Origin of the sequence: Billgrantia aerodenitrificans (assembly GCF_021404405.1) — a bacterium.
Taxonomy (GTDB): Bacteria; Pseudomonadota; Gammaproteobacteria; order Pseudomonadales; family Halomonadaceae; genus Halomonas; species Halomonas aerodenitrificans.
Genome location: NZ_JABFTV010000013.1, coordinates 138,513 through 165,253, shown reverse-complemented (window position 1 = coordinate 165,253; position 26,741 = coordinate 138,513). Strand labels below are relative to the sequence as shown.

At 62.7% G+C, this 26,741-nt stretch carries 19 protein-coding genes and 1 pseudogene; 10 read left to right on the top strand and 10 right to left on the bottom strand.

Annotated elements, in window-relative coordinates:
- Positions 1-257: 257 nt before the first annotated feature.
- On the top strand, positions 258-506 hold the full coding sequence (locus tag HOP59_RS23625; RefSeq protein ID WP_338073356.1) for an ATP-binding cassette domain-containing protein: 249 nt from the start codon (positions 258-260) through the stop codon (positions 504-506).
- A gap of 76 nt (positions 507-582) precedes the next feature.
- On the opposite strand, the gene HOP59_RS21205 is transcribed toward HOP59_RS23625, so the two are convergent.
- Both HOP59_RS21205 and HOP59_RS21200 read right to left on the bottom strand, forming a co-directional pair.
- Positions 583-1,461: an ABC transporter substrate-binding protein gene (locus HOP59_RS21205; protein WP_234255509.1), complete on the bottom strand. Its 879-nt coding sequence runs from the start codon at positions 1,459-1,461 to the stop codon at positions 583-585.
- A gap of 34 nt (positions 1,462-1,495) precedes the next feature.
- Positions 1,496-1,621 (bottom strand): annotated as a pseudogene (locus HOP59_RS21200) (Fe3+-hydroxamate ABC transporter ATP-binding protein FhuC); the annotation flags it as partial.
- 491 nt (positions 1,622-2,112) lie between these two features.
- On the opposite strand from HOP59_RS21200, the gene HOP59_RS21195 reads away from it, so the two are divergent.
- Complete coding sequence (locus tag HOP59_RS21195) at positions 2,113-3,753, top strand: cyclic peptide export ABC transporter (RefSeq protein ID WP_234255508.1); 1,641 nt, start codon at positions 2,113-2,115, stop codon at positions 3,751-3,753.
- A gap of 73 nt (positions 3,754-3,826) precedes the next feature.
- On the opposite strand, the gene HOP59_RS21190 is transcribed toward HOP59_RS21195, so the two are convergent.
- Complete coding sequence (locus tag HOP59_RS21190; protein ID WP_010627995.1) at positions 3,827-4,594, bottom strand: ABC transporter ATP-binding protein; 768 nt, start codon at positions 4,592-4,594, stop codon at positions 3,827-3,829.
- Positions 4,595-4,649: 55 nt separating this feature from the next.
- Positions 4,650-5,537 (bottom strand): helix-turn-helix domain-containing protein, encoded by an 888-nt coding sequence (locus tag HOP59_RS21185; RefSeq protein WP_234255507.1) that lies wholly within the window; start codon positions 5,535-5,537, stop codon positions 4,650-4,652.
- A gap of 116 nt (positions 5,538-5,653) precedes the next feature.
- Here HOP59_RS21185 and HOP59_RS21180 point away from each other — a divergent pair, with 116 nt between their 5' ends.
- From HOP59_RS21180 to HOP59_RS21170, 3 genes are read left to right on the top strand one after another with little or no spacing between them, the layout of a single operon-like run.
- Positions 5,654-7,642, top strand: coding sequence for a TonB-dependent receptor (locus HOP59_RS21180; RefSeq protein WP_234255506.1), 1,989 nt, complete (start codon positions 5,654-5,656; stop codon positions 7,640-7,642).
- Between the two features lie 8 nt (positions 7,643-7,650).
- A complete protein-coding gene (locus tag HOP59_RS21175; protein ID WP_234255505.1) occupies positions 7,651-8,670 on the top strand; it encodes a class I SAM-dependent methyltransferase in 1,020 nt (339 codons plus the stop codon).
- Positions 8,670-9,920: an MFS transporter gene (locus HOP59_RS21170; RefSeq protein WP_234255504.1), complete on the top strand. Its 1,251-nt coding sequence runs from the start codon at positions 8,670-8,672 to the stop codon at positions 9,918-9,920. Before HOP59_RS21175 ends, HOP59_RS21170 begins: the two co-directional genes overlap by 1 nt.
- Here the strand turns inward: HOP59_RS21170 and HOP59_RS21165 are convergent.
- Positions 9,897-10,175, bottom strand: a complete 279-nt coding sequence (locus HOP59_RS21165) for a hypothetical protein (protein WP_234255503.1) — start codon at positions 10,173-10,175, stop codon at positions 9,897-9,899. The genes HOP59_RS21170 and HOP59_RS21165 overlap by 24 nt on opposite strands.
- A 349-nt stretch (positions 10,176-10,524) precedes the next feature.
- Positions 10,525-12,621, bottom strand: coding sequence for a TonB-dependent receptor (locus HOP59_RS21160; RefSeq protein ID WP_234255502.1), 2,097 nt, complete (start codon positions 12,619-12,621; stop codon positions 10,525-10,527).
- Positions 12,622-12,803: 182 nt separating this feature from the next.
- Between HOP59_RS21160 and fhuB the strand changes: the two genes are divergently transcribed.
- From fhuB to HOP59_RS21140, 4 genes are all read left to right on the top strand, one after another.
- Positions 12,804-14,789, top strand: coding sequence for a Fe(3+)-hydroxamate ABC transporter permease FhuB (fhuB, locus tag HOP59_RS21155; RefSeq protein ID WP_234255501.1), 1,986 nt, complete (start codon positions 12,804-12,806; stop codon positions 14,787-14,789).
- A gap of 47 nt (positions 14,790-14,836) precedes the next feature.
- Positions 14,837-15,616, top strand: coding sequence for a siderophore-iron reductase FhuF (fhuF, locus tag HOP59_RS21150; RefSeq protein ID WP_234255500.1), 780 nt, complete (start codon positions 14,837-14,839; stop codon positions 15,614-15,616).
- A 79-nt stretch (positions 15,617-15,695) separates the two neighbouring features.
- A complete protein-coding gene (locus HOP59_RS21145) occupies positions 15,696-17,366 on the top strand; it encodes a multidrug ABC transporter permease/ATP-binding protein (protein WP_234255499.1) in 1,671 nt (556 codons plus the stop codon).
- An 81-nt stretch (positions 17,367-17,447) separates the two neighbouring features.
- Complete coding sequence (locus tag HOP59_RS21140; protein ID WP_234255498.1) at positions 17,448-17,720, top strand: type B 50S ribosomal protein L31; 273 nt, start codon at positions 17,448-17,450, stop codon at positions 17,718-17,720.
- Positions 17,721-17,831: 111 nt separating this feature from the next.
- On the opposite strand, the gene HOP59_RS21135 is transcribed toward HOP59_RS21140, so the two are convergent.
- Both HOP59_RS21135 and HOP59_RS21130 read right to left on the bottom strand, forming a co-directional pair.
- Positions 17,832-19,961, bottom strand: coding sequence for a TonB-dependent receptor domain-containing protein (locus HOP59_RS21135; RefSeq protein ID WP_234255497.1), 2,130 nt, complete (start codon positions 19,959-19,961; stop codon positions 17,832-17,834).
- A gap of 211 nt (positions 19,962-20,172) precedes the next feature.
- Complete coding sequence (locus tag HOP59_RS21130; protein WP_234255496.1) at positions 20,173-21,036, bottom strand: ABC transporter substrate-binding protein; 864 nt, start codon at positions 21,034-21,036, stop codon at positions 20,173-20,175.
- Positions 21,037-21,328: 292 nt separating this feature from the next.
- Here HOP59_RS21130 and HOP59_RS21125 point away from each other — a divergent pair, with 292 nt between their 5' ends.
- Complete coding sequence (locus tag HOP59_RS21125; protein WP_234255495.1) at positions 21,329-23,419, top strand: TonB-dependent siderophore receptor; 2,091 nt, start codon at positions 21,329-21,331, stop codon at positions 23,417-23,419.
- 73 nt (positions 23,420-23,492) lie between these two features.
- Here HOP59_RS21125 and HOP59_RS21120 read toward each other — a convergent pair whose 3' ends face one another.
- Both HOP59_RS21120 and HOP59_RS21115 read right to left on the bottom strand, forming a co-directional pair.
- Positions 23,493-25,595: a TonB-dependent siderophore receptor gene (locus HOP59_RS21120; RefSeq protein ID WP_276574329.1), complete on the bottom strand. Its 2,103-nt coding sequence runs from the start codon at positions 25,593-25,595 to the stop codon at positions 23,493-23,495.
- Between the two features lie 103 nt (positions 25,596-25,698).
- Positions 25,699-26,634, bottom strand: coding sequence for a helix-turn-helix transcriptional regulator (locus HOP59_RS21115; protein ID WP_234255494.1), 936 nt, complete (start codon positions 26,632-26,634; stop codon positions 25,699-25,701).
- Positions 26,635-26,741: the final 107 nt, after the last annotated feature.

Genomic DNA, 26,741 nt, shown 5'->3' with positions numbered 1-26,741 from the left:
GGGGGCGGCAATGCGTAAGCTGATCCATATCGCTTACGGGGTCCTCAAGACGCAAACCGAATATCGGCCACAAACCGCCTGATGGGGCATTTGTGGCCGGTTAGGAGAGATGGTATCTAGCATTCGAGGCATCGGGATCAGAATGAGATGCAAATACTAACGAATAATCATTCGTATTACAATCTGTGGCGTTGCTTGCCACGCATCAGCTTCTTCATCGACTGCTGTAACGGGGAAATGCCAGGCTCATCGGCCTGGTGCCGGCTTCGGCTGAGCTGGAGAGCCTGACACTGAAAGGTGTCAGGCATTGCTACTACCATGAGCAGAGCGACGAGGTCTTCGAGCTGGGGTCCATCGACATGACCTTCGGGCCCGGCGAGATCGTCTTCCTGGTGGGCGGCAACGGCAGTGGCAAGGCCACCCTGGCCAAGCTGCATTTTGCAGCACAAGGTGCAGGTCGAGAACGGCGCCTTCACGACCCAGGCGCTGTCACAAGGGCAACGTAGGCGCCTGGCGCTGGTGGTGGCCTACCTTGAGGATCGTGAAGAAGACTGCTGCTACTTGAGCGGTACCTCAAGGCAGCTATGGTGTTGTCAATGCATCGACGAGAATGTCAGCAAAATGATAGGCAGAGGGTAGGGCGCCGAAGTGGCTGAACGTCGCTGGTAGGTAAATCGCATCGCCACGCCGTATGCTCGGTAAATGCTGCCAGATGCCATTCGCAGTGAATTGCTCGCGAATGGCGCTGGTGGCATAAGGGCTTTCCAGTATCACCAGGCGGGCATCGATGTTCATCAATTCATCGATGGTGACTAAGGTCATGCCCCAATGGTTGTCTGGGCCTTGCCAAGCATTGGTTAGTCCGAGTTCTTCCAAAGCTCCGTGGAATAGGCTGTTTTGACCAAACACTCTGGCATGATGGTGGTCCATAAGGCGAACGACAAGCAATGGGGGAGTCTGTTGCCCGGAAAGCCTAGCTCTCAACGAATAAAGATGTGCTTCGGCTTCTTGGATCAGTTGCTCTGCGCGGGGATCTTCGCCGATGAGGTGTCCCAGGTTTCTTGTGAAGCGCGTCATGCGTTGCCAACTGTTGGCCTCGTCGTCGGGACTGTAGGGGGTCAAACGCTCGACCGTGGCTGCGGGGAATCGGGACGCCGCATGCATGAAACTTGGTGAGGTCAGGATCAGCTCAGGCGATGCTTGATCAAGAAGCTCCAGGTTAGGCTGCATCAGCATTCCGAGATTGATGGCTTGTGTTGCCTGGGAAGGCGCGAAATGCTGAGTCTCTGGCTCCGTGAGCGCTACTGGGGTGACTCCCATCGCAAGAAGAGTCTCGATGATGCGTGAATCGAGAGCGGCAATTGATGGGTGTGTGCGGGCAACGCCGCCCAGGCAGGGTGAAGGTATCGCCAAAGTCACTATCAGTACCGCAACTGCCAAGCATTGAATTTTATTCGTCATACGTAAGTGCAGCCAGAGAGTGGCGTGAAGAACAAGGGTAGCGGCCAAAGGCGATCAGCTCGCTCCCGACGAGATTTTCGGCTTTCGGCAGGTGCTGGGGCCGGTAGGCCACCCGTCGGGCGAATTCGCGTTGGTTCCAGTCACGCACGGGGCGGCCATCCAGCAGATCGATCCATATAGGGTAAACGAGAATCGTTGGCTTTATCTACCATGCTATACGGCTCGGGGTATAGCTGAAGAAATCCGAGAAGGCCGCGCTGACGTTGTTGGGCATATGGACAGTGACACACCACTGGGTCTCTTCGGCGACGTGACGTATTACGAGAGCGCACATAGGGGCTGCGTAGGGATGTGCCGAATGCCTGTTTGACGGCTATCGACGACCTGTTGCTTGCGCACTGGCGAGGACTTGAGGCGCCGATGCGGTACGAACGAACCCGTTGGCTGCCGCGCTTTGCGCCGTGCTCAGGGGCTTTCTTGAACGGTGGTAGACACTGCGGGTCTCCTGTCATGGGCTCGCGTAGGCAAGTGGCCTGCTCACACTGATGACGAATGAGAATGCGCCTTGTTTATATTTTGTTGTCTTGTCGAGTAACTTTTTCGGGGCGTCGCTCGTCAGCTAAATAGGTTTCCCGTTCGAGTGAGGTCGCTGTGCTCTCCTATCTGATTCGTCGTTCCCGTAGGTTGATGCTGGCCGCTACCCTGGCCAGCGTAGCGGCGGGGCTATGCAGCGTGTTGTTGATCACGCAGATCAACGCCGCCTTGACCAGCGATGCGGAAAGCCGCGCCGGTATCGCCTGGATCTTTGCCGCCGTGGCGGTGGCATTGATGCTGAGCCGCATGACGTCTGCAGTGCTGTTCGAACGCCTGGGGCAGCACGCCCTGGCGGAGTTGCGCCGCTTTATCTCCAGACGTGTCGCCGCCGCCGACTATCGTCATCTCGAGCGGGTGGGCAGTGCCCGGGTGCAGTCAGCACTGTCGGAGCACAGCACCAATGTGGCGCAGTTCTTCGTCAGCCTGCCGGTGATCCTGACCAATACGGTGGTGGTGGTAGGTTGCCTGTGTTATCTGGCGCTGCTCTCCTGGCAGATCTTCTTGATGGCCATCGCCGTGATCGGCCTGGGGTCCATCGGCTACCACCTGGCGCACCTGCGGGCGATTCGCTTGCTCGATCAGGCATCGACCGAGCAGGACCGCTTGTTCGGCCACTTCCGCGCTCTCACCGACGGCGCCAAGGAGCTACGCCTCAATCGGCCTAAGCGAGGGGCCTTCATCGGCGAGGTGCTGGAGGCCTCCATCGACGGCGTGCGGCGCCTGCGCACCCGGGGCATGTCGCTGTTCGTGATCTCGACCAGTTGGGGGCAGTTTCTGATCTATGCCTTCATCGGCTTGGTGCTGTTCGTGCTGGTGGGGGGCGGCCCGGAGCAGACCCGGGTGATGACCGGCTTCGCGCTGGTATTCGTGTTCATGGTGACGCCGCTGGAGGCGCTACTGATGAACATTCCCCGCGCCAATCTGGCGCGTGTTTCGGCCACGCGTATCGGCGAACTCACGGCAGATATGCCTGAGGCGGAGGGCACTGCCGAGGGTGCCGCACCGGCCAGGCTGGAGCGCCTGGTGCTGAAGGGTGTCACCCACGGCTATTACCATGAGCAGAGTGACGACGTCTTCGAGCTGGGGCCCATCGACTTGACCTTCGAGCCTGGCGAGATCGTCTTCCTGGTGGGCGGCAACGGCAGCGGCAAGACCACCCTGGCCAAGTTGCTGGTGGGGCTCTATCCCCCGGAAGGCGGTGAGATATGGCTCAATGATGAGCGCATCGAGGCGCATAATCGCGATGCCTACCGGCAGCTGTTCTCGGTGGTGTTCTCCGACTTTCATCTGTTCGAGCGGCTGCTGGAAGCGCCGCGTGCCGATCTCGACCAGGAGGGCAACCGCCTGTTGGCCAAGCTGCATCTGCAGCACAAGGTACGGGTCGAGCACGGCGCCTTCTCCACCCAGGCGCTGTCCCAGGGCCAGCGCAAACGTCTGGCACTGGTGGTGGCCTATCTGGAGGATCGCCCCTTCTTGGTCTTCGACGAGTGGGCGGCGGATCAGGATCCGCTGTTCAAGGAGGTGTTCTACCGCGAGGTGTTGCCCGAATTGAAACGCATGGGCAAGGCCGTGCTGGTGATCTCCCACGACGACCGCTACTTCCCCCTCGCTGACCGTCTGGTGCGGCTGGAGAGTGGCAAGCTCAGATTGACCGAACCCTCTGCGAGTGAAGCACCGGTGTCTCCGGTGGCCTCGTAGACGACGAGCTGATGGGCAGTTGATGACTCGCCTTCAGACGAAGGCGAGTTTGATTCTATGATTGCTTGCGCAATCAGCACGCCACAGCAATACGATGCTCGCCGTTGGGATGCGACATGACCTGCATGGGCAAGCCGTAGATGGCTTCCAGGGTGGCGTCGGTCATCATTTCCGCGGGGGGGCCGTGGGCCAGCACCCGGCCTGTGTGTAGCGCGAGCAGTTCGTCGCAGTAGCGTGAGGCCATGTTGATGTCGTGGAGCACGATGATCACGCACAGCTTGAGTTCGTCGCACAGCTTGCGAATCAGTGCCAGCACTTCCATCTGGTGAGAAATATCTAGCGCGGCCAGCGGTTCGTCGAGCAGCAGGAAGCGGCTCTCCTGGGCCAGCAGCATGGCTAGCCATACGCGCTGGCGCTCGCCGCCGGAGAGGGTATCCACCAGGCGGTCGGCGAAGGCCTCGGTATGGCTGAGCTCGATGGCGCGCTCGACGGCGGCTTTATCCTCGGCGGTATGGCGGCCCAGCAGCCCATGCCAAGGGTAACGCCCGAAGCTGATCAGCTCGCGCCCGATCAGATTCTCGGCGCTTGGCAGGTGCTGGGGCAGATAGGCCACCCGGCGGGCAAATTCACGCTGGCCCCAGTCACGCACGGGGCGGCCATCCAGTAGCACCTCACCCTGGCTGACGGGCTGCTGCTGGGCGAGCAGCTTGACCAAGGTCGATTTACCCGAGCCGTTGTGCCCGATCAAACCGTAGACCTTGCCTTCCGAGAAGTGGTGGGTTACCGGCTGGAGCAGGCGCTTGCCATTTACCTCGAAGGTAGCGTCCTTGACCTCGAACATGGGGGGTCCTTGCACGTAGAATCGATCTGCATAGGGTAAACGAGAATCGTTGGCTTTATCTACCATGCTTTACGGCTTTCGGGGGGTAGCCGAAAAAACCCGAGAAGGCCGCGCTGAAGTTGCTGGGATGGCGATACCCGGTGGCATAGGCGGCCTGAGCCACTTGCTGGCCGCTTTCCAGCAGACGGTGGGCGTGGCGCATACGCTGCTCGTGGAGGAAGCGGCCTGGCGTGATGTCGAACAGGTGCTGAAATCCCGCCTTGAGTTTTTGCTCCCCCAGTCCCACCCGGGCGGCCAGGTAGGCAAGGGTCAGCGGGGTGTCCAGTTCCTCCACGATGATATTCCGGGCCTGGTGGATGCGTTCGGCATCAGCCGTCGTCATGCGCCCCTTGGCAGGCGCAGCCGGCGGCGGCAGCAAGGTCTCGAGTTGCTCCCCCATCAGGCTCAGCGCATGGATGTGTAACTGGATGCGCGAACCGTTCGTCTGGAGCAGGGTTCGCAGTGCCTGGAGGTGCGCGCCACTGCTTGCGGGTGTGGGCCGGAAGGCCAGAGTGCGAATTCCGCTGGAGGTGGGCAGCGTGGCCTGGCTGCTCTTGCCCAGGTACCGGGTCAACCATTCGGCACTGGCGATCAGGCGTAGCTGGAGCACGGATTCGCCGGCCGGCATGCGGCGCTCGCCTCGGCTGTGGTCGAACGCGGTGACCGTGGTATGACCGCGGCAGAAGTCGACCCGAGGCCCGCAGTACTCCCGATACTCGGAGCTGCCCAGCAGGCCGAAGGTAAGAATTATCCCTGCTTCGGCGTGTGGGGTGTGGCTCGTCTCGATCAAGGCCCGGGGCGGGCGACAGCGCGTGAACGCCAGCGCAAGACCGTCGTCGAGCCGATGGAGCCAGGTGCCTTGCTGCAGGAAGTCGCGGCTGTTGCTTGAGGCACCATATTGCATAGGAAGCGGATCGCTTTGCATATGAATGATCATGATAATTGATCGCGTTTGTCGTTAGCCTACTCCTTCGAGAGCTCCCGTACCAGCGGGAGATACCCGGTCGAAGGAGGCGAGCGATGCAACGCAGTGGCTGGTGGGGTGGGGCGGCAATGCTGCTGGTGGGAAGCTGGGCGTACGGCGCAGCCGCTCAGGAGGACGTACTGCCGTCGGTTACGGTTACGGCCAGCAAAGTGGTTCAGAGCGAAGAGGAGGTGCCATCGAGCCTGGCCGTGGTCTGGGGGGCAACCCTGGTGGACGGTGGGGCCAGCCGGGTGGAGGATCTGGCCCGACAAGTGCCAGGGCTGAGTTTCCAGCCCTTCGGCCAATCAGGAACGGCGCTGCCGGTAATGCGTGGGCTGACCTCGGGAGCCACGGCCTTCTCTTCCTCGGTGTTGATGCTGGTCGACAGCGTACCGGTGGTGACCGGGCAGGGGTTCGATCACGACCTGCTGGGCGTGGAGCGGGTCGAGGTGCTGCGTGGTCCGCAGTCGACGCTTTACGGCCGCAATGCCGAGGCCGGCGTGATCAGCCTGCACACCCGGCCGCCCGATGAAGCTCCTTATGCAGAGCTGGGGAGTGTATTCGGCAGCCGTGACCTCCGCGCACTGCGCCTTGATGCCGCTCAGGCGCTGGTGCCCGAGCGGCTTTATCTGGGCGTCAGCGGCGAGGCGCGTCAGCAGGATGGCTATGTAGAGAACCTGGCTCAAGATGGAGCAGCAGACGATCGCCAGCGCTGGAGCGGTCGCTTGGCCCTGCACTGGCTACCTGCACAGGGAACCGAGCTGACGCTGCGCCATGGCCAGCGGCACTATCGCGATGGGGCAGCGCCCTGGGGGCCTGCCGCACGAGACTCTCGTCATGTCGACTCCGTCGATCCCGGCCGCAATCGTTCGTCCGGTCAGGACCTCTCCCTGGACATACGCCATGCTCTGGCCCCGCAGCTGACGCTGCGCGCCATTACCGCTCGGCGGGAGACTCGCGATCGTGTTGCTCAGGATACCGACCTGACACCGGCCCAGCGCTTTGGTGTGGAGCGCGATCAGACTTTCACCACGCTTTCCCAGGAGCTGCGCTTGGAGCGCCAGGGCGATGCAGGGGGCAGTTGGGTGCTGGGCCTGTATGGCGACCGTGACGACCACCGGTTGCAGTTCGCCCAGCGCAGTCCAATGGGCAGCCAGCGCAGTGAGGCAACGCTGAAGGGCGAGAACCTGGCGTTGTTCGGGCAGTGGACCTTACCGCTGGGCGAGCGCTGGCGCTTGACGCCTGGCTTGCGCCTCGAGCAAAACCGAGTGGCGTTGGTGCCAGGCGCAGCCGAGCGGCGCAGCGAGCGCTGGCGCGACGTGACCTCGCAGCTGGCGCTGCAGTACCGCTTGGGGGATGACGACTGGCTCTACGGCCGCTATGCCGAGGGCTTTCGTGCTGGCGGTTTCAATGCCTTTTCGCCCGCCAGCGACTACCCGAGCTATGCACCGGAAGAAGTGGCTTCCTACGAGCTGGGCATCAAGGGTACGGCGCTGTCTCAACGGCTGCGCTATGGGGTGGCCAGCTATTGGATGAGCATCGACGACATGCAGGTGCAGCAGGTCCTCCAGCCCGGAAGTGTGCTGATCACCAATGCCGCCGCGGCACGCTCGCAGGGTGTGGAACTGGATCTCGATTATCTGCTGGGCGGCCACTGGACGCTGCAAGCGGGTCTGGCGCTGAATCGCACGCGCTTTCGTGAGTTCGAAGATTTGAGCGGTGACCATGCCGGCAATCGCAACCCGTTTGCGCCGGACATCAGCGGTCGGCTGGGGCTGCGCTACGATTCGCCCCAGGACTGGTATGCCCAGGCCAACCTCAGCGGCATGGGCAAGACCTACCTGGATGCGTCCAACCGCAACCGTCGCTCCGGGCACGCCCTGCTGGATATGGCCGCGGGCTATCGCCACGGGCCTTGGCGGTTAGGGCTCTATGTGAACAACGCCACTGATCGTCGCTTCGATGCCGTCGGTCTGCTCAATGGCAGCGTGCGGGAGTACAGTCCCCCTCGAGAGATCGGCCTGCGTGTGGGGGTGTCTCTATGAGCCGGCCCGTGGATGCGCCCCCTCATCCCATGCAACCCTGCTGGGACCTGGCACTTGCCGCGGTGCAGGCCGAAGCTCTGCAACTGGCGTTGGCAGAGGACCTCTTCGAGACGCTGATAACGCCTTGCACGCCTGAAACCCTGGCGCGGCGACGGGGATGGCGCCCCGCAACGGCTCATCATTGGCTGACGCTGCTGTGGAGTATGCAACTGCTCGAACGGAACCGGGAAGGAGCGGGTGAGTGGCACTATGCCAGCAGCGCAGCGGCACGGCGCTACCTGGTCGCTTCGTCGGCGCATTACTGCGGCGAGGCGTGGCGCTTTCGGCTCGCATCGATGCGTGACTTCGGCGCCACACTGCCCGCGGGCCTGCATGGCGCGGACCAGCCAGCGCCGTTGGCCAGCGGTGAGCGCTGGGCAGCGGCGGCGCGTGGCCACCTGGCGCGTGAGCAGGTGGCAGTGACGGCGCCCGCCGCCTGCCAACTGGTGGCACGGCGCGTATGCCGTGATACACCCAGGCGGCTGCTGGATCTGGGTGGCGGTCCCGGGCTAGTCGCCATCGCCCTGGTTCAGGCATTTCCGCACATGACCGGGGTGGTCTTCGAGCTGCCCGAGGCCGCCAAGGTCGCCGCGCAGCAGATTGCTGAAGCCGGCCTGACCGCGCGACTCGAAGCGCGTGGCGGCGATCTGGCGACGGATACCCTCGGCACCGGATACGACGTGATCTGGTGTTCCTCGGTGCTGCACTTTGTGCCCGACCTCTCGGCCAGCCTACGCAACCTACATACCGCCCTGAATCCGGGGGGTGAGCTGATCTGTGTGCATGCCGAAATTCCCGCCGCACCCGAGGCGGCACGCCGCATGCTCTCCTACTACCTGCCGCTGTTGTGGCAGGGGCGCCGGGTAACCCATGCCGGCGAGCTGCGCGACGCGCTGCTGGCTCATGGCTTCGAGGTGTGCGAGGAGCAGTCGATCAATCTGCCCATGGCCCCTGCCACTGCCTTGGTGGCACGGCGGAGGGTGGAGTGATGCGTTCACTGACAGTCAGACAGCTGGCGTTCGGTTGGCTCCACTTCGCTCTGGCACTTCCCAGTATCTATTTGCTGTTGGGAATGCCGCTGGTACTGCGCGAGCAGGGCTGGAGCGGTACCCAGATCGGCCTGCTGCAATTGGCGGGCCTGCCGGCGGTGCTCAAGTTGCTCATGGCATTTCCCGTGGAGCGATGCCGGCCGGCGGGCGGCGGTTATCGGGCCTGGGCCGGCCTGCTCGGGGTACTGCTGTGTCTGGCGCTACTGGGGCTGGCGTACGATCTGCCGCTGACACAGCCGCTGCGCTTTGTGGCCTGGGTGTTGCTGATCAGCCTGCTGGCGACCTGGGCCGATGTACCCGTCAATGCGCTGGCGATTCGCTGCCTGCCCGCCGGGGAACGGCTGCGTGCCGGCAGCATTCGCTCGGCGGCGCTGTTCTTGGCCGCGGTGGTCGGCGGTGGCCTGCTGCTGGTGTTGCACCAGCGAGCGGGCGGGACCGCTCCCTTCGTGTTGATGGCTCTACTGCTGGCGGTCGGCGGCATCATACTGTGCGTACTCGAGACCCCCGGGCAGGGGGAAGGTGGACCGACGGGTGGTGCATCGACACACGACTTGCCGCTGGGCAGTACGGGTATCGGCGGATTCTTTCTCCAGCCATCCGCCGCCATCTGGGTGGCGCTACTGATGCTGCTATTCCCCTTCGTCGGGGCTGGCTGGGTTTATCTCAAGCCACTGCTGCTCGATCTCGGCATGCCGGCGGAGCAGGTCGCCTGGTGGGTGGGGGTTGGCGGTGGAACGGCGGGAGCACTGGCGAGCCTGGCGGGACAGCGCTTGGCGCAGGGGCTGGGCATTGGCCGTGCGCTGCCGCTTTATGCTGGCCTGGGGGCGTTAGCCTTGGCCTGCTTGGGTCTGGTGAGCCATATGGCGGCTGGGCAGACGCTATGGCTGGTGGGCGCGGGGCTGCTGGCCTGTGCCATGGGAGCGCTCTCGGGGCTGGTGTTCGGGCTGATGATGCACTTCGCACGGCCAGGGTATCGTGCGCTCGACTACGGTCTGCAGGCGAGCCTGTTCACCCTCTCTCGATTAGCGATGCCGATACTGGCCGGGGTGCTGCTGGATGGGCTGGGCTACGCGGGGATGTTCATGGTGCTGGCGCTGGGCATGGTGGCGGTGGGCGCGCTGACGCTACCCACAGCAGGCAGGCTTGAGTCGGCGCTGTCCCGAGTTCTACCACCCAAGCCAGCTGCGTAGGCGCTGGCCAGGCGACGACGCACGGCTGACAGCCGTGCGGTTGGCATTACCTGAGAGCTGGGCCGTGGCTTCCTTGAGCGGTGCTATGATGGCCTCGAGATGGTGTTGGCAGAGCTGGCGATCAAGGGCGGCAGGGCACTGGGCCATCAGCAGGCCGCAGTGATAGACCGCAGTATCCAGCGACTGCCGGACTTCCTTGAAAGGTGCTGCCTCTCTTCGGCAGCGCTGCAGTTCGCTGAGGAGCATGCGTAGCATCTGGGCATCCAGCCAGCAGGGTGTGTCATCCCGCTTCGGAGAAGTGGCTACCGAGTTATGCACGGCCTGGAAGGAGACGTGCAGGAAGACGCACGTGTAGTACAGCTGGGAGCGTTCCGTGTTCATAGGGCACCATGGAAAATCTCAATGAGATTTATTTGCATTTTGGTTGATGGGAAGTTTCCTGTCAAACTCAGGCTGCAAGTTGATCCTGTTGAGTCGCAGGTGGTGCTCGGCCATTACGTCTGGTGCTTCCTTGACCTCTAGTATCTTCCACGCATGCGAAGCGCGGGTCGGCTGCGGGGGGCGAGAATGGGCTTGAGGGGGCGAGCATCACGATGAAGGCGGGTCAGTAGTCCATCGACCAGGTCAGGCTGTAGGTGCGTCCGCGGCCTTGGTAGTCGTAGAGGTATTCCGGGCCATAGTAGGGTGAATAGAACATCGCCGCGCGTTGGCCCCACACCGTGGAGTAGCTCTCGTCCAGCAGGTTCTGCACGCCGAGGCTGAACTTGCCGAAGTCGGTCTGTCGGCTCAGCGCCAGGTCCAGGGTGGTGTTGCCGTCGATCCTGCGATCGGCGTCATCCTCCAGGTCGAAGGTGTGGTTGGCCTGCAGGCGGGCCGAATGGACGTGGTCTCGCCAGCCGACGAAGGCGGTCGCCGAGGAGAGCGAGGCATAGCGGGCATCGCGCTTTTCCCATCCGCCTTCGTCGTTCTCCTGCTCCGAGCGCACCAGATGCAGAGTGCCGCCGACTTCGAGGCCGTCCGAGAAGTAGCGGGTCAGGGCACCTTCGATACCGTAGTCGCGCTTCCTGTCGTCGATCACGTCGACGCTCAGGTCGCCGCTGTTGATTTCCAGGGCCTTGTCGGACCAGGCGTAGTAGACCGCCGCCTGGGCCACCCAGTCGCCGCCCTGGTAACGCCAGCCGAGTTCAGCCTGGTCGGTCTCGATGGCGGAGAGCGGGTTCGCGCCGACGCTAATGCCCGGACGGCCGTAATACTTGGCCGGATCGGGAAGCTCGAATCCCTGGCTGTAGCGCAGCCAGCTCTGGTGGCCGTTGCCGAAGTCGTGGAGCGCGCTGGCGTTGAGCAGGGTGGCGTCGTAGTCGTTCTCGCCGCCGGGAATGCCGTTGAAGTCGTCGACCTCGACGTCGGAGTGCTGGCGCCGAACACCGGCCGATAGCTTGAGAGCATCGGTCGCCTGCCAGTCGAGCTGGGCGAAGGCGGCGAGAGTGTCGACCCGGTAGCCGGGATAGCGTGGTGCGATGCTGGCCTGTTCCTGTACCAGCCCGCCAGTGGCGTCGGATACGGCCTTGTCGAAGGTCATCTGGCTGGCGTCGAAGCTCTCGCGATCGTAATCCAGGCCATAGATGAGGCCGATACGCTCGTTCAGTCGTGCATCGAACAGCGCCTTTAGGCCGCTGAGCTCGGTGTTCTGCTGGGAGGCACGGAACTCGGAGCCGCCGGCGACCGGGTAGGGGAAGGCCTGGAAGCTGGCTTCCTCCTCGCGATGGAAGGCCTGCAGATAGAAGTTCTGCCCCAGCAGGTCAGCGTGGTGGTACTGCAGGTTGACCATCTTGCGATCGGTGGCTGGGTCGCGGTCGGAACGATAGCCGTCACGGATCTCGGCGTCCTCCAGGCTGGGACTGGCAGCGTCCAGGTGGGGGAAGTAGACCCCACGATCCCCCTCGTAGCCCGAGCGGTAGAGCTGGGCAGCGAGTTCCAGGGTTTGAGCGTCATTCAGCTGAAAGGTGAGGTTGCCCAGCACGTCGATACTGCGATTGTCCTGCAGGTCGGTCTGCGCGAGATCGGGGAAGATCTCGTTACCGCGACCGTCGAACTGGCGGCCATTATCCTGGAAGGCGGTGCCGAGATAGGCCTGCACCCGTTCGCTGCCACCGCTGACCGACTGAGCGATCCGCCTGTCGAGATCGCTGCTGCGATTGAAGCCGGTGGTGACTCCGACCTCGGTGCGCCAATCCGGCCCACCGACACGGCCTTTACGGGTGATGACGTTGACGATGCCGCCGGTGGCGCCGCCGCCATAGAGACTACTGGCCCCGGAGAGCACCTCGACGCGTTCGATGTTGAAGGGGTCGATGGAGTCGAATTGACGGGACAGGCCCCGAGAGCTGTTCATCGACACGCCGTCGATCAATACCTGTACGGTGCGGCCGCGCAAGTTCTGGCCATAGTTGGTGCGCCCCTCGGGGGCCATGTCGAGGCTGGGCACGAGCCTGCCCAGAGCCGTCTTGAGATCGGCGCCGGCTTCGATCTGCTGCTGTAGTTCCTCCTTTTCGATTATCCACACCGCGCCGGGTATCTGGTTGATCTGGGAGGGGGTGCGCGATCCCACTACCACCATGGTGTCCTGGCGTTCTTGGGCGTGAAGGGTCATGGCGGCCGAGCTGGCAACCACGGTGAAACCGAGGGCTATGCGTTTCTTCATGGGATTCCCTTGCCTGGAAGACTCGAGTGGTGTTGCTAGGCGGGAAAGAGTATCATTCACAATTAAGATATCAATGATAATTGTTAGCGTTAGTTGATGAGCTGATGAATCGATGCGAAAGGAGCCGCATGGCTGACGAAAGGGTGCCGCCGGGTGTGGCAAGGGCTGCAGGCGAGGCAAATATGATGGGGCACACGATGCGCGGCGGTATGCCGGCGCTTACCTGCTGGCTGCTGAGTCTGCCGCTGGTGGTGCTGTTCTGGCTGGGCCTGGAGGCCCAGGGCGGTATGGCGTTGGGCTTCAAGGCGCTGTTGTCGCCCTCGTTCGAGGATATCGACCAGTTGCTGCTGCATTACGCCTGGTGGCCACGGCTCTCGGTTGCGCTGCTGGCCGGAGGTGGCCTGGCGCTGGCCGGGGTGCTGATGCAGCAAGTGCTGCGCAACCCGCTGGCGTCACCTACCACCCTGGGGGTGGCTTCGGGGGCCAACCTGGCGTTGATGACGGCGACCCTGCTGGCGCCGGGGCTGCTGTCCTTTGGCCGCGAGTGGGTGGCGCTTGCCGGTGGCGGCTTGGCGGTGGGGTTGGTGTTCATGCTGGCCTGGCGGCGGGGCTTGGCGCCTATCGTGGTGGTGCTGGCCGGGCTAGTGGTGAACCTCTACCTGGGGGCGTTGGCCACGGCGCTGCTGCTGTTCAATCACGAGGCACTTTCGGGCCTGTTGATCTGGGGCGCCGGCTCACTGGCCCAGAATGGCTGGGATGGCGTGGCGATTCTTTGGCCGCGGCTGGCCATCAGCTGCGTGCTGGCCTGGTTCCTGCTGCGCCCCCTGGCGGTGCTGGAGTTGGACGATGCCAGCGCCAAGAGTCTGGGTGTGTCGCTTACCCATCTGCGCTTTGCGGGCATGGGGCTGGCGGTATTCATCACCGGTAGCATCGTCAGCGTGGTGGGCATCATCGGCTTCATCGGCCTGGCTGCGCCCAATATCGTGCGCCTGGCGGGGGCGCGCCGCCTTAGCGAGCGGCTGCTATGGGGCACGCTGCTGGGGGCGGTACTGCTGGCCACTACCGACTTGCTACTGCAGAACTTCACTGGTCTGGTGCCGATGCTGATTCCTACCGGCGCGGTGACAGGTGCCCTTGGCGCGCCGCTGCTGCTGTGGCTGATCCCGCGCCTGAAGCTGCAAGGTAACCGGGCACCACAGCCGTCAGCCGTGCAGGCCAACCGACATCCCGCCCCCGAACGCCTGGCCACGCGCCTGGCCATTGGCCTGCTGATGGCTGCCGCCCTGGGTCTGCTACTGGGGCAGGGGGTGAATGGCTGGTACTGGCTGTCGCCGGATAACTGGAACGTGATGCAGTGGCGTATGCCCCGGGTGCTGGCGGCGGCGGCCAGCGGCTTGATGCTGGCGGTGGCCGGTACCTTGCTGCAGCGCCTCTCTGCTAACCCCATGGCCAGTCCCGAGGTACTGGGTATCAGCGGTGGTTGTGCGATCGCCCTGATCTTGGGGATCTTCCTGCTGCCCGCGCCGACCAGCGGCATGCTGGTCGCGGTCGGCACCCTGGGGGCCTTTGCCACGCTGCTGATCCTGGTGGCACTCAATCGCCGCAGCGGCTTCGTACCGGAGCGCCTGCTGCTCACCGGGGTGGCGGTCACGGCGCTGTTCGATGCGGTGCGCAGCGTGATGCTGGCAGGCGGCGATCCCCGAGGGCAGCAGGTGATCGCCTGGCTGGCGGGCTCCACCTATTACGTAGATCTCACCAGTGCTCTGGTGGTAGGGACGCTGGCCGCGTTACTCACTCTGTGTACCCTGCCGCTGACCCGCTGGCTGGATATTCTACCGCTGGGGGCGCCTACCACCCTGGCGCTGGGCATTGCTCTCAATCGTGCTCGCCTGGTGCTGCTGTTGCTGGTGGCCGTGCTCACGGCCTGCGCCACCCTGGTGGTGGGGCCGCTCTCATTCGTCGGGCTGTTGGCGCCGCACATGGCCAGGTTGCTGGGGCTGTCACGCGCCCGCCATCACCTGCTGGGTGCGGCACTCGTGGGCATGCTGCTGATGGTGCTGGCCGACTGGCTGGGTCGCCAGGTGATCTTCCCCTACGACATGCCTGCAGGGCTGGTCGCATCGTTGATCGGTGGCGCCTACTTCATGTGGGGGCTGCGCAGGCTGTGATGTCGAGTCGACGCCCAGTCGATAAGTGATGGATACAGGAGGTACGCATGACTCACGCAGCGGAGCTCATCACTCGCCAGGCGGATCCGGTCGAGTCGCTGCTCGCGCTCTATCGTCAGCCGCCCCTGGACGACCTGAAAGTTCCCGCCTTCGGTGCCCCTGATGTGGCGACACTGCCTGGCAGTGCGCTGCTCGACCGGGCAATGCTCGATGAGCTGCTGGCACGCTATACGGCCAGTTTCGGTGAGGGGGTCGATCGAATGGCGGCGGCGTCGATCTGGTCGAAGTATCTTTTCAGCCTGGTCTCGATACCGTCCCTGGTAGCCAACCTGCTGTTGGGGCGGGCGCTGCCGGTGCAGCCCGAGGTGCTGGGCGTCGAGCTGGGCGACCGGGACGAGGCGACTCGCCTGTGGCTGCGTGATGGCGGCGCTTCCCTGGCGTCACTCAACTTCGAGACCCGCTTCACCACGCTGTTCGATGATTTTTGTGCGCCCTTGATCGAGGCACTGGCCGAGTGCTCGGGGCTTTCGTCCAAGGTGTTCTGGAGCAACCTCGGCCACTACGTTGAATACGTGGGCCAGACCTGTTCGCGGCATCCACATTTTACCGCTGCCGGGGAGCCGCTGCTGCGCTATCTCGACACCAAGACGCTCGCTGACGGGCGTCGCAATCCGCTCTACCAGCCGGTGCGCTATCTCGAGTTGGGCGGTGATATCCCCACCCGTGTGCGGCGGTTGTGTTGCGTGAAATATCGTCTGCCCGATGAGCCGCTGTGTGGTGGCTGCCCGCTGAAGCCGGAGAACAAGCCGGCCAAGAAACGCCGCTAAGGCTTTGTCTGAAAGGCTTTGTCTGAAAGGCTATGAGACACGCTGCTGCGCGTTCAACTCTTTGAAGGGGCCAAGGTTGATGGAGCTGTTCAGGATCGTATGGCGGGATTACCGCTGGCCATTCGTGGCCGTGGTGGTGCTGAGTCTGGCCAGTGCTGGACTAGGCATTGGGGTCATCGCCTTTATCAATCAGCAACTGCTGGGTATCTTTCCCGACCCCTGGCGAATCCTGCCGGAGTTCCTGGGTCTGATCGCGCTGTTGTTGGTGATCACCCTCGCGTCGCAGCTGGCCTTGACTACCCTGGGCCACCACTTCGTTTTCCGGCTGCGTGGGCAGTTGATCAAGCGCATCATGGACACCGATATCGAGCGCGTCGAGCAGATCGGCAGCGCCCGTTTGCTGGCTAGTCTCTCCACAGACGTACGCTATATCACGGTGGCCTTCGTGCGCTTGCCGGAGCTGGTGCAGGGTGGGGTACTTACCGTGGGCGCCTGCCTCTACCTGGGCTGGCTATCACCCTCGATATTGGCGGTGACGGCACTTTGGACCGTGGTCACGGTGGCGGTCTGCATGCGCCTGGTCACCTGGGTCTACCAGCATATGGCCAAGCTGCGCGAAGTCGAGGATCGGCTCTACGCTGACTATCAGTCGGTGATTGGGGGGCGCAAGGAGCTGGCGCTCAACCGCGACCGGGCCAAGTGGCTCTATCGTGACGTCTATACGCCAAATGCCGATGCCTACCGGCACCATATCGTGCGCGGCGACACCTACCACCTCAGCGCGATCAACTGGTTCAATATCATGATGCTGGGCGCCATCGGCGTGGTGTTCTTTCTGGCCAATGGCCTGGGCTGGGCGTCGGTGCAGGTGGCCACCACCTTTTCGCTCACGCTGCTCTTCCTGCGCGCTCCCTTGATCCAGGCGGTGGGGGCCGTGCCGACGCTGATCAACGCCCGGGTAGCGTTCGAGAAATTGAGCTCGCTGGCTCTGGCGGATTACCGCGATAGCTTCGATAGCGATACGCGGCGTCACGACTGGCAGGAGATCGTCCTCGAGCAGGTGACCTACCGCTATCCCGAAGAGGAGGCGCGGCCAGGCTTCGCGATAGGACCTGTCGACCTGACCCTGCGTCGTGGCGAGGTGGTGTTTCTGATTGGCGGTAACGGCAGTGGCAAGTCGACCCTGGCGCGCTTGCTCACCGGGCTCTATCAGCCTCAGAGCGGAGTCGTGCGAGTCGATGGCCGGGCACTGCAGGAGTCGGACTGGGTGACCTACCGCCAGCACTTTTCGGCGATCTACACCGACTTGCACCTATTCGACCGCCTGATGGGGCCGGGAGGCGAGTCACCCGATGCGACGCTGGTGGAAGAGTGGCTGGCTGCCTTGAACATGCACAGCAAGCTCGACTTCGAAGACGATCGCGTCACCAATATCAATCTCTCTCAGGGGCAGCGCAAGCGCCTGGCGATGCTGTTGGCGGTGGCCGAGCACCGCGACCTGCTGCTGCTCGACGAGTGGGCCGCCGACCAGGATCCGCAGTTCCGGCGAGCCTTCTACCGTGAGCTGTTGCCGCGTCTGCGGGCGCTGGGCAAGACGCTGGTGGTGATCAGCCACGACGACCACTACTTCGATCAGGCGGACCGGCTGCTGGAGATGTGCGATGGCCAGCTGCATGAACTGGTCGGTGAGGAGCGTGTCGCCGCCAGCCGCGATGCGGTGGCGAGGGTAGGGCGACAGACCCCGGTGTAGGAGCAGTATGGGGGCGCCTTACAAGGAAATGAGAATCATATCTAATTGATATGTTATTTCGTTGCATTTTATGGAGGCACCATGAAGAAAGGCATTCATCCCGACTACGGCTACGTAGTGTTTCGCGATACCAGCTGCGGTGCGACCTTTCGTGTCCGCTCCACCTGCAAGTCGGACAAGACCATCGTATGGGAGGACGGGGAAACCTACCCGCTCGTCGATCTCGATGTCTCCAGTGCTTCGCATCCGTTCTATACCGGGGAGCAGCGCCGGGTTTCCGCCGAGGGGCGTGTGGCACGCTTCCAGCAGCGCTTCGGTAAGGTCTCAACTTCGCGCTCGACTGATGCCGGTTAGGGCCGATACGACGCCTAACCCGTTGCCGTCAGCTAAACGCCACGAAAAAAAGAGCCGACATGATGTCGGCTCCATAAAGATCGATACAGCTAACTCGCGAAGGGCAGTGCGTTAGAAATCGACGTTCAGTGAGACCACGAACGAACGGGGCCCATAAAGGTTGTTGTAGACATTGCTGTAGGCAATGCTGCCATTGTCTTCGCGAGTATAGGAACGATAGTCCTTGAAGTCGCGGTCGAGCAGGTTGTTGACCACGCCGTTGACCGAGACGTGCTCGCTGACCCGATAGCGTGCGCCCAGGTTGACCATGGTGGTGCTGTGGAAGTCGCCCAGTGCATCGTAAGCACCCTGCGAGCTGCCACCGTTCTGCGGTTCGTGGAAGTTGCGCGGACGGAAGGCGCTGCTGCGATATTCGGCGCCCAGGAAGGTGTTCAGCTGCGGGGTGGCCTGCCAATCGAGGCGCACGTTCAGCATGTGATCCGGAACGCTGACAAGCGGGTCGCCGATGAAGCTGGCGGCCGTTTCACCCTCTCTCACTTCACTGTCGGTATAGGTGTAGTTGCCCGACAGAGTCACCGTATCCGTCAGTCCATAGGCAGCGGCAAGTTCGATGCCCTGGATGCGCGACTCGCCGATATTGGCATTGGTGCGATCGCTGGCGCCCGTGGCAGGCTCGATCTTGTCTTTAAGGGTGTTATGGAAGGCAGTGACCTGGGCCATGAAGCCCTGGCGGTTGTCGTAGCGGGCCGAGAGTTCATAGTTGGTGCTGCGCTCCGGCTTGAGGTCGGGATCGCCGAAGAGTGGTGTGCTGCCACCGTCACCAAAGCCGACGACGCCGTCGAAGGTCTGCTCCATCATCGGTGCGCGGAAGCCTTGGCCGGCGCCACCCTTGAAGGTCCACTCGTCGGTGGCCTCGAACACTGCATAGGCGCGGGGTGTGAATTCGCCGCTGATTCCTTGGTATTTGTCGTAGCGCAGCCCACCGGTCAGCGCCAGGCGCTCGGTGGCTTGCCACTCGTTCTCTGCAAACAGGCTGTACTGATCGCGGGTCACATCCTCGGGCAGGATGCCGTCCTCGAACTTGGCATCCAAGTATTGACCGCCCAATGTCACCAGATGATCGCCGAAGACGTTGGTCAGCCGGGTATCGAGGATGTCGGTGGTCAGCCTCAGCCGACGCGGAGTACCGGCCTCAGGGTAGGTCGCAGGCGGATTTGCCAGGGCGTTGACGGTGCGACCCTCGGTTTCGACGATGTCCCGGGTCAGCGAGGTGTCGAGCTGGCCGAACAGGAAGTCGCCGCGATGGCTGAGGCGGAACTGGTCGCGTGAGAACTCGAGTTCTCTACCATAGCCGCGGGTAAAGTCCGCCGGCGTCGTGCCGGTGCCTTCCAGACGTCCCACCTGACCCTGGCGATTGTCCAGCGTCTGGCGACTGGTATCGAAGCGCAAGCTGATGTCGTGAGCATCGACCGGTGCCAATACCAGCTCGCCGCCGAAGGTCTCGACATTGGCCTTGCTCGGATTCTGACCCATGGTGCGGTTGTCGGTCAGGCTGGGTTCGGTACCCGGGATGTCGATATTGGACGCGGTGCGTTCCAGCAGGCGGCCATAGAACTGCACGCCGACATGCTGAGAGACCGGCCCACTGACATAGCCTTCGGTGATGGTCGTGCCGCCGAAGTCTGAATCGCGGAAATATTCGGTCTGCACGGAGCCGGAGGCACGCCACTCGTCACCCGGGCGGCGGGTGATGATGTTGATCACGCCGCCGATTGCATCCGAGCCGTATAAGGTCGACATGGGGCCGCGAATCACCTCGATACGCTCGATGGCGGCAATCGGCGGGATGAAAGTCGACTGTGAGTCGTTGAAGGCGTTGGGGGCTACCGTGGCCGAGACGTTTTGACGGACCCCGTCGACCAACACCAGCGTGTACTCGCTGGGCAGCCCGCGCAGACTGACGGTCTGATTGCCCGTTTTGCCGGAGCGAGCGTCCAGCGGACGGCTGTTGACACCCTCAATTCCGCGAACGGCATCGGCCAGATTCGTGACATTGCGCTCCTCGAGCTGTTCACGGGTAATGACTGAGATGCTGGCAGGTGCCAATTCGATGGTCTGTTCGAAGCCGCTGGCGGATATGACCAGCGTATCCAGCTCTTCGGCCTGTGCCGAGAGGGCCATTGCGGTCGAGAGAGCCACCGCCAGTGGCGTACGGCGCAGCAGGTAACGCGTTGCTTGCATGCTAAGTTCCCTTGTCTGTTGAGAAATTAAATCCGATGCTATTGTGATGTATTATTATTTTTATTCTTGAGAAATGTAACACGCCGCTTTACTCGGATGCAATGCAATTGCTTCTCATTACTATTTGTTTGTGCGGGCCGTCATGCCATGGGGGAGCGAAATCTCGAGAAGGTTTTCGACCTGACAGTTGGTCATGAGCGCTTAGGCTTGCTCAATCTTGCGAGGGAGCGAGCGCGCTAGTGAGCAGCTCTGCGAAGCGCTGTGCCGAGGGCAGGGCGCCAAAGCTCCAGACTGGCGGTAGCGTGATCATGCTGCCGTCACGCACGCTGGGCTGGTGCCGCCAGAGGGCGCTGGTGGCGAGTTTCTCTTCGATGCCGACGGGGTAGGGTTCCACCACAACCAAACGTACCTCCAGGTGGAGCAGGGCCTCGAGACCGACCAGCGAAAAGCCCCAGGCGTTGGTCTCGCCCCGCCAGGCGTTTTCCAGTCCCAGGCGGTCCAACACGGCCTGGAACAGGCCGTGCTCACCGAAGACCCGCACATGTCGCTCGTCCATGAACTGTACGACCAGCAAAGGCGGCATTTCCTCCGGGAGGGCCTGGCGTAGCGTCTCGAAGCGGGCTTCGGTGGCGGCAATCAACGCTTCGGCTTCATCCTGGCGACTGTAAGCTGCGCCAAGCTCACGGGTCAGAAGGAGGATCTGGCTCCAGGTATCCACCTGGGGTGTGTAGAGCTTTTTGATATCGACCGCGCCGATCCTCTCGAGTCGAGGCGCCAATCGGCTGAACATCGGGGAGATGAGGATGTTCACAGGGGCTAGGTGGGCCAGCAGTTCGACATTGGGCTGAGAGCGAAGCCCGATGTCTGAGACGTCGCTTGGCAGCCTGGGCTCGCCGACCCAGCTGTGATAGTCCTCTACCTGAGCCACCGCTTCGGGAGGTTCGCTAAGGGCGACCAGAGTTTCGGCCAGCGTCCAGTCGAGAGTGGCAACGCGTGTATTGTCGCCGGCCAGTGCCGGGGCGGCTGCCAACCAAAGGCAACCGAGTATTCCGCTCAGGCGTCGAGATTGGGTCAAGTACCGAAGTCTGGAAAGTCTTACGCACATGGGGTGGCTCAAGCAGAGTTCCTTGGTGTCGGCCACTGCCGCCACGGGGGCTGGCCGGGCATGCGTCGCATGACGACCCACTGCTTGGCCTCATGCCCACCGGAACCGTGGGGTAGGAAGAAGCTAACAGTAATGGTTTGCATTTTGTTTATCAACGCTCAAGTGTGCGTTATGCTTGTCATTACCCTTCGATAATAATTTTCATTCATTGGGTGTCCCGGCTCTGCCGACTCCTACTCGTATAGCCCACAGGTCGATCACCATGTCCCATGCTCGCCCTCCTTCTCAGCCGAACGCACTGGCTCAGGCGGTGTGTTTTTCACTTGGCCTCACGCTAGGGGGTACGCTGTTAGGCGTGGTGCCTCGGGCGTTTGCCGAGCAATCTCTCGAGGCCGAAACCCTGGTGGTGGTGGGTACGGCGCTGAAGACCGATACGCCAGCGTTGGAAACGCCACGGTCCGTTTCATTGGTGACGGAGGAGGAGCTCGAGACCCGCGCCGTCACGAAGTACGACGAAGCCTTGCGCTATCGCAGTGGGGTGCTGGCCGGCCATTACGGGCGTGATACCAAGGCCGAATGGTTCTTTCTGCGCGGTTTCAGCGGCGAGAACTCCACCTATCAGGACGGCCTGCGCCTCTTTCGTGAAGGGGGCTATTTCTGGTGGCAGACCGAGCCCTTCGGTTTGGAGCGAATCGAGGTGCTCAAGGGGCCAGCCTCGATCCTCTATGGTGAGGCGCCCCCTGGCGGGGTGATCAACGCCATCAGCAAGCGACCCACTGAGGAAGCGCGCGGCCTGCTGTCGCTGCAAGGCGGCAACAAGGGCCATCGTCAACTTGGTATCGACAGCTCCGGCCCGGTGGGTGAGCGTGACGACGTGCGCTACCGCATGGTCGGGCTGTTCCGAGAAGGGGACGGCGACATCGACGGAACCGACAACCAGCGGGTCTACCTCGCGCCCAGTCTCGAGGTCGACCTGAGCGACAGGACGTCCATCACGCTTCTCGGCAGCTACATGCGCGACCATGGCACGCCGACCAACGGTTTCTATCTGCCTTACGGAACGCTCGAAAGCACACCGTTCGGTCGCGTTCCGCGTGGCACCAACCTGGGCGAGCCGGGCTACGATCGACGTGAGGTGACCCAGCTGTCATTGGGGTACGAACTCGAGCACGAAGTCAGCGATACCTGGCGTTTCCAGCAGAACCTGCGCTACAGCGAGTTCGACATGCTGCTACGAGGGGCCTACCTGTTCTGGATGCTGGACGACAGACAGGGGGCGCGTGGTCTGACCTATCGCGACGGTAGCTACGATGCCTTTACCGTCGACAACCGGATGGTGGCCAACTGGTACACCGAGAGCACCGAAAATACGCTGCTGGTGGGTCTCGACTACCAGAAATTCGATGTCGAATACGGCAACGGCGACAACTTTGCTTTCGCTCCGATCGACATCTTTGCCCCTCGATACGGCAACTTCACGCCGGCGAACATTCACACTCGGCACGAAGAGGGCAAGGAGCAGCTTGGCTTCTACGTGCAGAATCAGTTGACGCTGCAGGATCGCTGGATCCTTCTGGCCGGACTGCGGCGCGATAGCGTCGACGTGACCAATCGAGCAGAAGGCAGTGCCGATCAGGACTTCAGTGACTCCCAGCTCTCCTTTACGGGTGGTGTCATGTACCTGGGCGATCATGGCCTGTCACCCTACCTTAGCTATAGCGAATCCTTCAGTCCTCTGGTCGGCAGCGACCCGGGTGGCAACGCCTACGTGCCCAGCGAGGGGGAGCAGTGGGAGCTGGGCGTGAAGTATGCGCCGAACTGGCTAGACGGCTACGTCAATGCCGCCGTGTTCGATCTCAAGGAGAGCAACACCCTTTATACCAGCGGGGAGGCCAGTTCCAGGCAGGGTGGCGAGCGCCGTTCCCGCGGCTTCGAACTCGAGGGTGTCGGCTATGTCACCGACCAACTGCAGCTAACCGCGGCGTATACCTATACCGACACCCGCGTCGATATCAGTCCTGAGGCGACGAATCTGCGTGCCGGCCTGATCCCTCGCCACCAAGCTTCGCTGTGGCTCGACTACGGTTTCGATTCGGGAATGCTGGCGGGTCTCAGCCTCGGCGGTGGGGTGCGCTATGTGGGCGACAGCGTTGACCTGCCGCAATACAGCGACACCGAAGTCCCGTCCTACACGCTCTATGATGCCAAGCTGAGCTACGACCTCGACGAGAGCTGGACTGCGCAGCTCAACGTCAACAATCTCACCAACGAAGAGTACGTCAGCGGCTGCGACTACTGGTGCTTCTATGGCGAATCGCGCAGCGTGATCGGCAGCCTCACCTATCGCTGGTGATGCGTCATGGTCTTGAGCAAGACACCCGGTCGCTGGGCCGGGTGTCTGCGTTTGGGTTGGACTGCATCAAGGGTCAGAACGCGTAGCTCAGCGTGCCGAGCACGCCGCGCTCGGCGCCGAAGTAGCAGAACTCGAGCGAGTTGCACGAGGCGACGTACTCTTCATCGGTGAGATTGGTGACGTTGAGGCGTGCGCTCATGCCGTCGAGGCCGAGACCACCGAGGTCGTAGCCTAGGGTCGCGTCGACCAGCGTGTATGCCGGCACCCGGGCAGTGTTGGCGCGATCAGCCTGGATATCGGCGTAATGACGTACCCCGAGTCCGGCATCGAGTCCTGCCAGCGTACCGTTCTGGAAGACGTAATGACCCCATAGGCTGGCCTGGTGACGCGGTGCATAGATGGCGCGATTGCCCTCGTTGCCGTCGTCGCTGCGCTTGTAGGTGATGTCGGTATAGCTGTAGGCCACCTGCAGCCTCAGGCTGTCGGTCAGATGGGTGTACGCCTCGAGCTCGAGCCCCTTGGATTCGATCTCGCCCACGGCGCGATAGGGATCGATGGGCTGCTCCTTGGTGGCTACGTTCTCCTGGTTGATCTGAAACAGCGCTGCGCTGTAGCGATCCCGGGTTCCCGCCGGCTGATACTTCAGGCCGGTCTCGACCTGCCTGCCCTCCATTGGCGGGAGCAGGTCGCCCTCGGCATCGACGAAGCTGGTCGGCGTGAAGGCGGTAGAGTAGCTGAGGTAGGGGGCCATGCCGTTGTCGAACAGGTAGAGCAGGCCGGCACGGCCGCTGAACTGGGTGTCGTCGAGTTCGCTGGTGTCGCTGCTGTCGAGGTTGGTATTGGTGATGTCCACCCAGTCGTAGCGTCCGCCGAGCGTCAGCCGCCAGTTGCCCAGGGCCATTTGATCCTGCAGGTAGATGCCGGTCTGGCGGAGTTCATGGTCCTCACGCATGGGGGCGTACATGGCGATCGGCCCGGCGCCGTATTGGGGGTCGAAGGCATCGACATTGGGGAACATGCCGGAGGGCCACTCAACGCGATTGTCGCGCCGTTGATAGTCGGCGCCGACCAGCACGGTATGGTCGATGAAGCCGGTGGACAGGCTGGCTTCGAGCTGGTTGTCGAGGGTCCAGGCTTCCAGGGATTCATCTGCGCCCGAGTAGTAGCGGATCAGCTCGCTGTCGCTGCCGGGCATCCAGCCGTAGGCATAGACCTGATTCAGCGTCACGTCGGCGTTGAGATAATTCAGCCGCTGACGTCCTGTCCAAGCCTCGTTGAAGCGGTGCTCGAGTTCGTAGCCCAGCAGTCGTTGGGTGCGCTGGTACTTGTCGTACTCGTCTTCTCCCTCGAAGAAATTATTGGATATGCGTCGGCCGCCGCGGTCCACCACGGTACCTTCATAGGGCAGGCCAGCATGATAGCCCCCCTCGGGATCCTGCTGTAGGTAGGCCTTGAGCGTCAGGCTGGTAGCGTCGTTGAGGTCCCAGGTCAGTGAGGGTGAGATGGCATAGCGTTCCTCTTCCACTGGGCCGAACTGGGTGTCGGCGGCCCTGGCCAGGCCGACGAGTCGGTAGGCGACGCGCTGCTGCTCGCCCAGTGGTCCCGTCAGATCGAAGGCGACGCTGCGCTGGGCGTTGTTGCCTGTGGATAGGCGCACTTCGCCACCCTGCTCGAACTGCGGGCGCTTGCTGGTGAGAGCGACGACGCCTCCCGGCGAAGCCTGACCATAGAGTACTGATGCAGGCCCGCGCACGATCTCGATGCTGTCGAGAAACCACGGGTCGATGGTCATCGAGCTATGTGAGTTGGTATCCCCCATCAGCTTGAGTCCATCGAGGAAGGTATTGCTCAGGCTGCCGTCGGAGAAGCCGCGCAGCACCAAGTAGTCGAAGCGGTTGGAGGCGCCGATCTGGTTGGTAAAAACGCCTGGAGTGTAGTCCAGAGCGCGCTGCACGGTTTGGGCGCCGCGGCTTTCCCACTCTTCGCGCTCGATGGTGGAAGTCGACTGTGGCGTTTCGACGAACGGCGTCTCGGTCTTGGTCGCAGCCTGCCCGGTAATGGTCATGGCCTCCAGGGTTTCTGTCTGTGCCTCCTCGGGCCGTTGGGCTTGGGCATGGCTGGCGACGAGGGCAGACACGAGTGCAATGCTCAGTGCCAGTGGGCGAGGTGTCGGCATGGTGGTTCCTCTGCGGAATGTCATCTCGTGGGGTAATGAGAATTATTCCTCGCCCAGGATGTTGTCGTCCTTTGTCGCATGCTCAGTTTTCTCTGCGCGGCGCTCAACCTGCACCGCGCAGAGAACTTGGTGCGTAACCGTAGCGTTGGCGGAAGGCCGTGGTGAAGTTGCTGGCATGTCGATAGCCAGCACACTGAGCGGCGCGCTCGATACCGTGGCCTTGCAGCAATAGTTCGCGGGCGAGTTCGAGACGCCGTTCGCGCAGAAAATCGAAGACGGAGCAGCCGTATACCGCCTGGAACTTGCGACGCAGAGTGGCGGGGCTCATGGCGGCCAGTTCGGCCAGCGCTGACAGGCTGTGCGAGCGTGCCGGGCAGCTTTGCAGCTGTTCGCGGACACGCTCCAGGCGCTGCCACTCCCCGGGAGAAAGCCGGGCGGAGGATGCGTCCAGCTCTGGTGGCAGGCCGTGGGCCAACAGCTGAAGCGCCAGACCTTGCCATTGTAGGCGTGCAGCTGTAGCGGAAAGTGGGGAATCCAGAGCCTGCTCCAGCTGTTGTCTCAGGCCTGGGGGTAATTGCCAGCAGTGCAGGCTCGAGCCTGGCCTAAGCGACTTGCCGCCCAGTGTTGCGGCCAGGCGCGGCGCATCCAGTGCCAGGGTCAGGGCGCGGATGCGCTGGTTGGGAAGCTGCATCGCCTGAAGGCCGTTGCGTTCGTCCAGGCGCACGCTGAGGGCCATGCCGGTGGTGAACGCAAGGCGCTGCTCACCTAGACCGATCTTCGCCCTTCCTTCCAGCATGACGATGATCGACAGCGGGGCAGGGCGGTGCGAGCAGGAGTCGTAGCGCTGCAGCACTTCGATGTCCGAGGCCACCAACTGCATGCCGGTCGCCGGGGCAAGCTCGAGGATGCGTCCGCGAAGTACGGCCTGCCCAGCCGCAGCCGGAGGTTGCGTGGGAAAACGGTAGTCGATCCCGTAGCGCTCCCCATAGGTCCGGAGGTCGCGGGAGGTGTGCTGGCAGACGGCGGTGGCCAACGTCATGCCATCGATCCGCATATGGTGCAGAGATTGGCTGGGTGGTGGTTGCCATGGCAAGCCGAGGCAGCGATAGCGGCATGAGTATGCAATGGCATGGGCGCGACAGTGCC

What these genes read in the sequence shown, in the direction of transcription:
- HOP59_RS21205 (WP_234255509.1), bottom strand. Translation starts at nt 1,461, where the DNA reads ATGACGAATAAAATTCAATGCTTGGCAGTTGCGGTACTGATAGTGACT.
- HOP59_RS21190 (WP_010627995.1), bottom strand. Translation starts at nt 4,594, where the DNA reads ATGTTCGAGGTCAAGGACGCTACCTTCGAGGTAAATGGCAAGCGCCTG.
- HOP59_RS21185 (WP_234255507.1), bottom strand. Translation starts at nt 5,537, where the DNA reads ATGCAATATGGTGCCTCAAGCAACAGCCGCGACTTCCTGCAGCAAGGC.
- HOP59_RS21180 (WP_234255506.1), top strand. Translation starts at nt 5,654, where the DNA reads ATGCAACGCAGTGGCTGGTGGGGTGGGGCGGCAATGCTGCTGGTGGGA.
- HOP59_RS21170 (WP_234255504.1), top strand. Translation starts at nt 8,670, where the DNA reads ATGCGTTCACTGACAGTCAGACAGCTGGCGTTCGGTTGGCTCCACTTC.
- HOP59_RS21165 (WP_234255503.1), bottom strand. Translation starts at nt 10,175, where the DNA reads ATGCTACGCATGCTCCTCAGCGAACTGCAGCGCTGCCGAAGAGAGGCA.
- HOP59_RS21160 (WP_234255502.1), bottom strand. Translation starts at nt 12,621, where the DNA reads ATGAAGAAACGCATAGCCCTCGGTTTCACCGTGGTTGCCAGCTCGGCC.
- fhuB (WP_234255501.1), top strand. Translation starts at nt 12,804, where the DNA reads ATGATGGGGCACACGATGCGCGGCGGTATGCCGGCGCTTACCTGCTGG.
- fhuF (WP_234255500.1), top strand. Translation starts at nt 14,837, where the DNA reads ATGACTCACGCAGCGGAGCTCATCACTCGCCAGGCGGATCCGGTCGAG.
- HOP59_RS21145 (WP_234255499.1), top strand. Translation starts at nt 15,696, where the DNA reads ATGGAGCTGTTCAGGATCGTATGGCGGGATTACCGCTGGCCATTCGTG.
- HOP59_RS21140 (WP_234255498.1), top strand. Translation starts at nt 17,448, where the DNA reads ATGAAGAAAGGCATTCATCCCGACTACGGCTACGTAGTGTTTCGCGAT.
- HOP59_RS21135 (WP_234255497.1), bottom strand. Translation starts at nt 19,961, where the DNA reads ATGCAAGCAACGCGTTACCTGCTGCGCCGTACGCCACTGGCGGTGGCT.
- HOP59_RS21125 (WP_234255495.1), top strand. Translation starts at nt 21,329, where the DNA reads ATGTCCCATGCTCGCCCTCCTTCTCAGCCGAACGCACTGGCTCAGGCG.
- HOP59_RS21120 (WP_276574329.1), bottom strand. Translation starts at nt 25,595, where the DNA reads ATGCCGACACCTCGCCCACTGGCACTGAGCATTGCACTCGTGTCTGCC.
- HOP59_RS21115 (WP_234255494.1), bottom strand. Translation starts at nt 26,634, where the DNA reads ATGACGTTGGCCACCGCCGTCTGCCAGCACACCTCCCGCGACCTCCGG.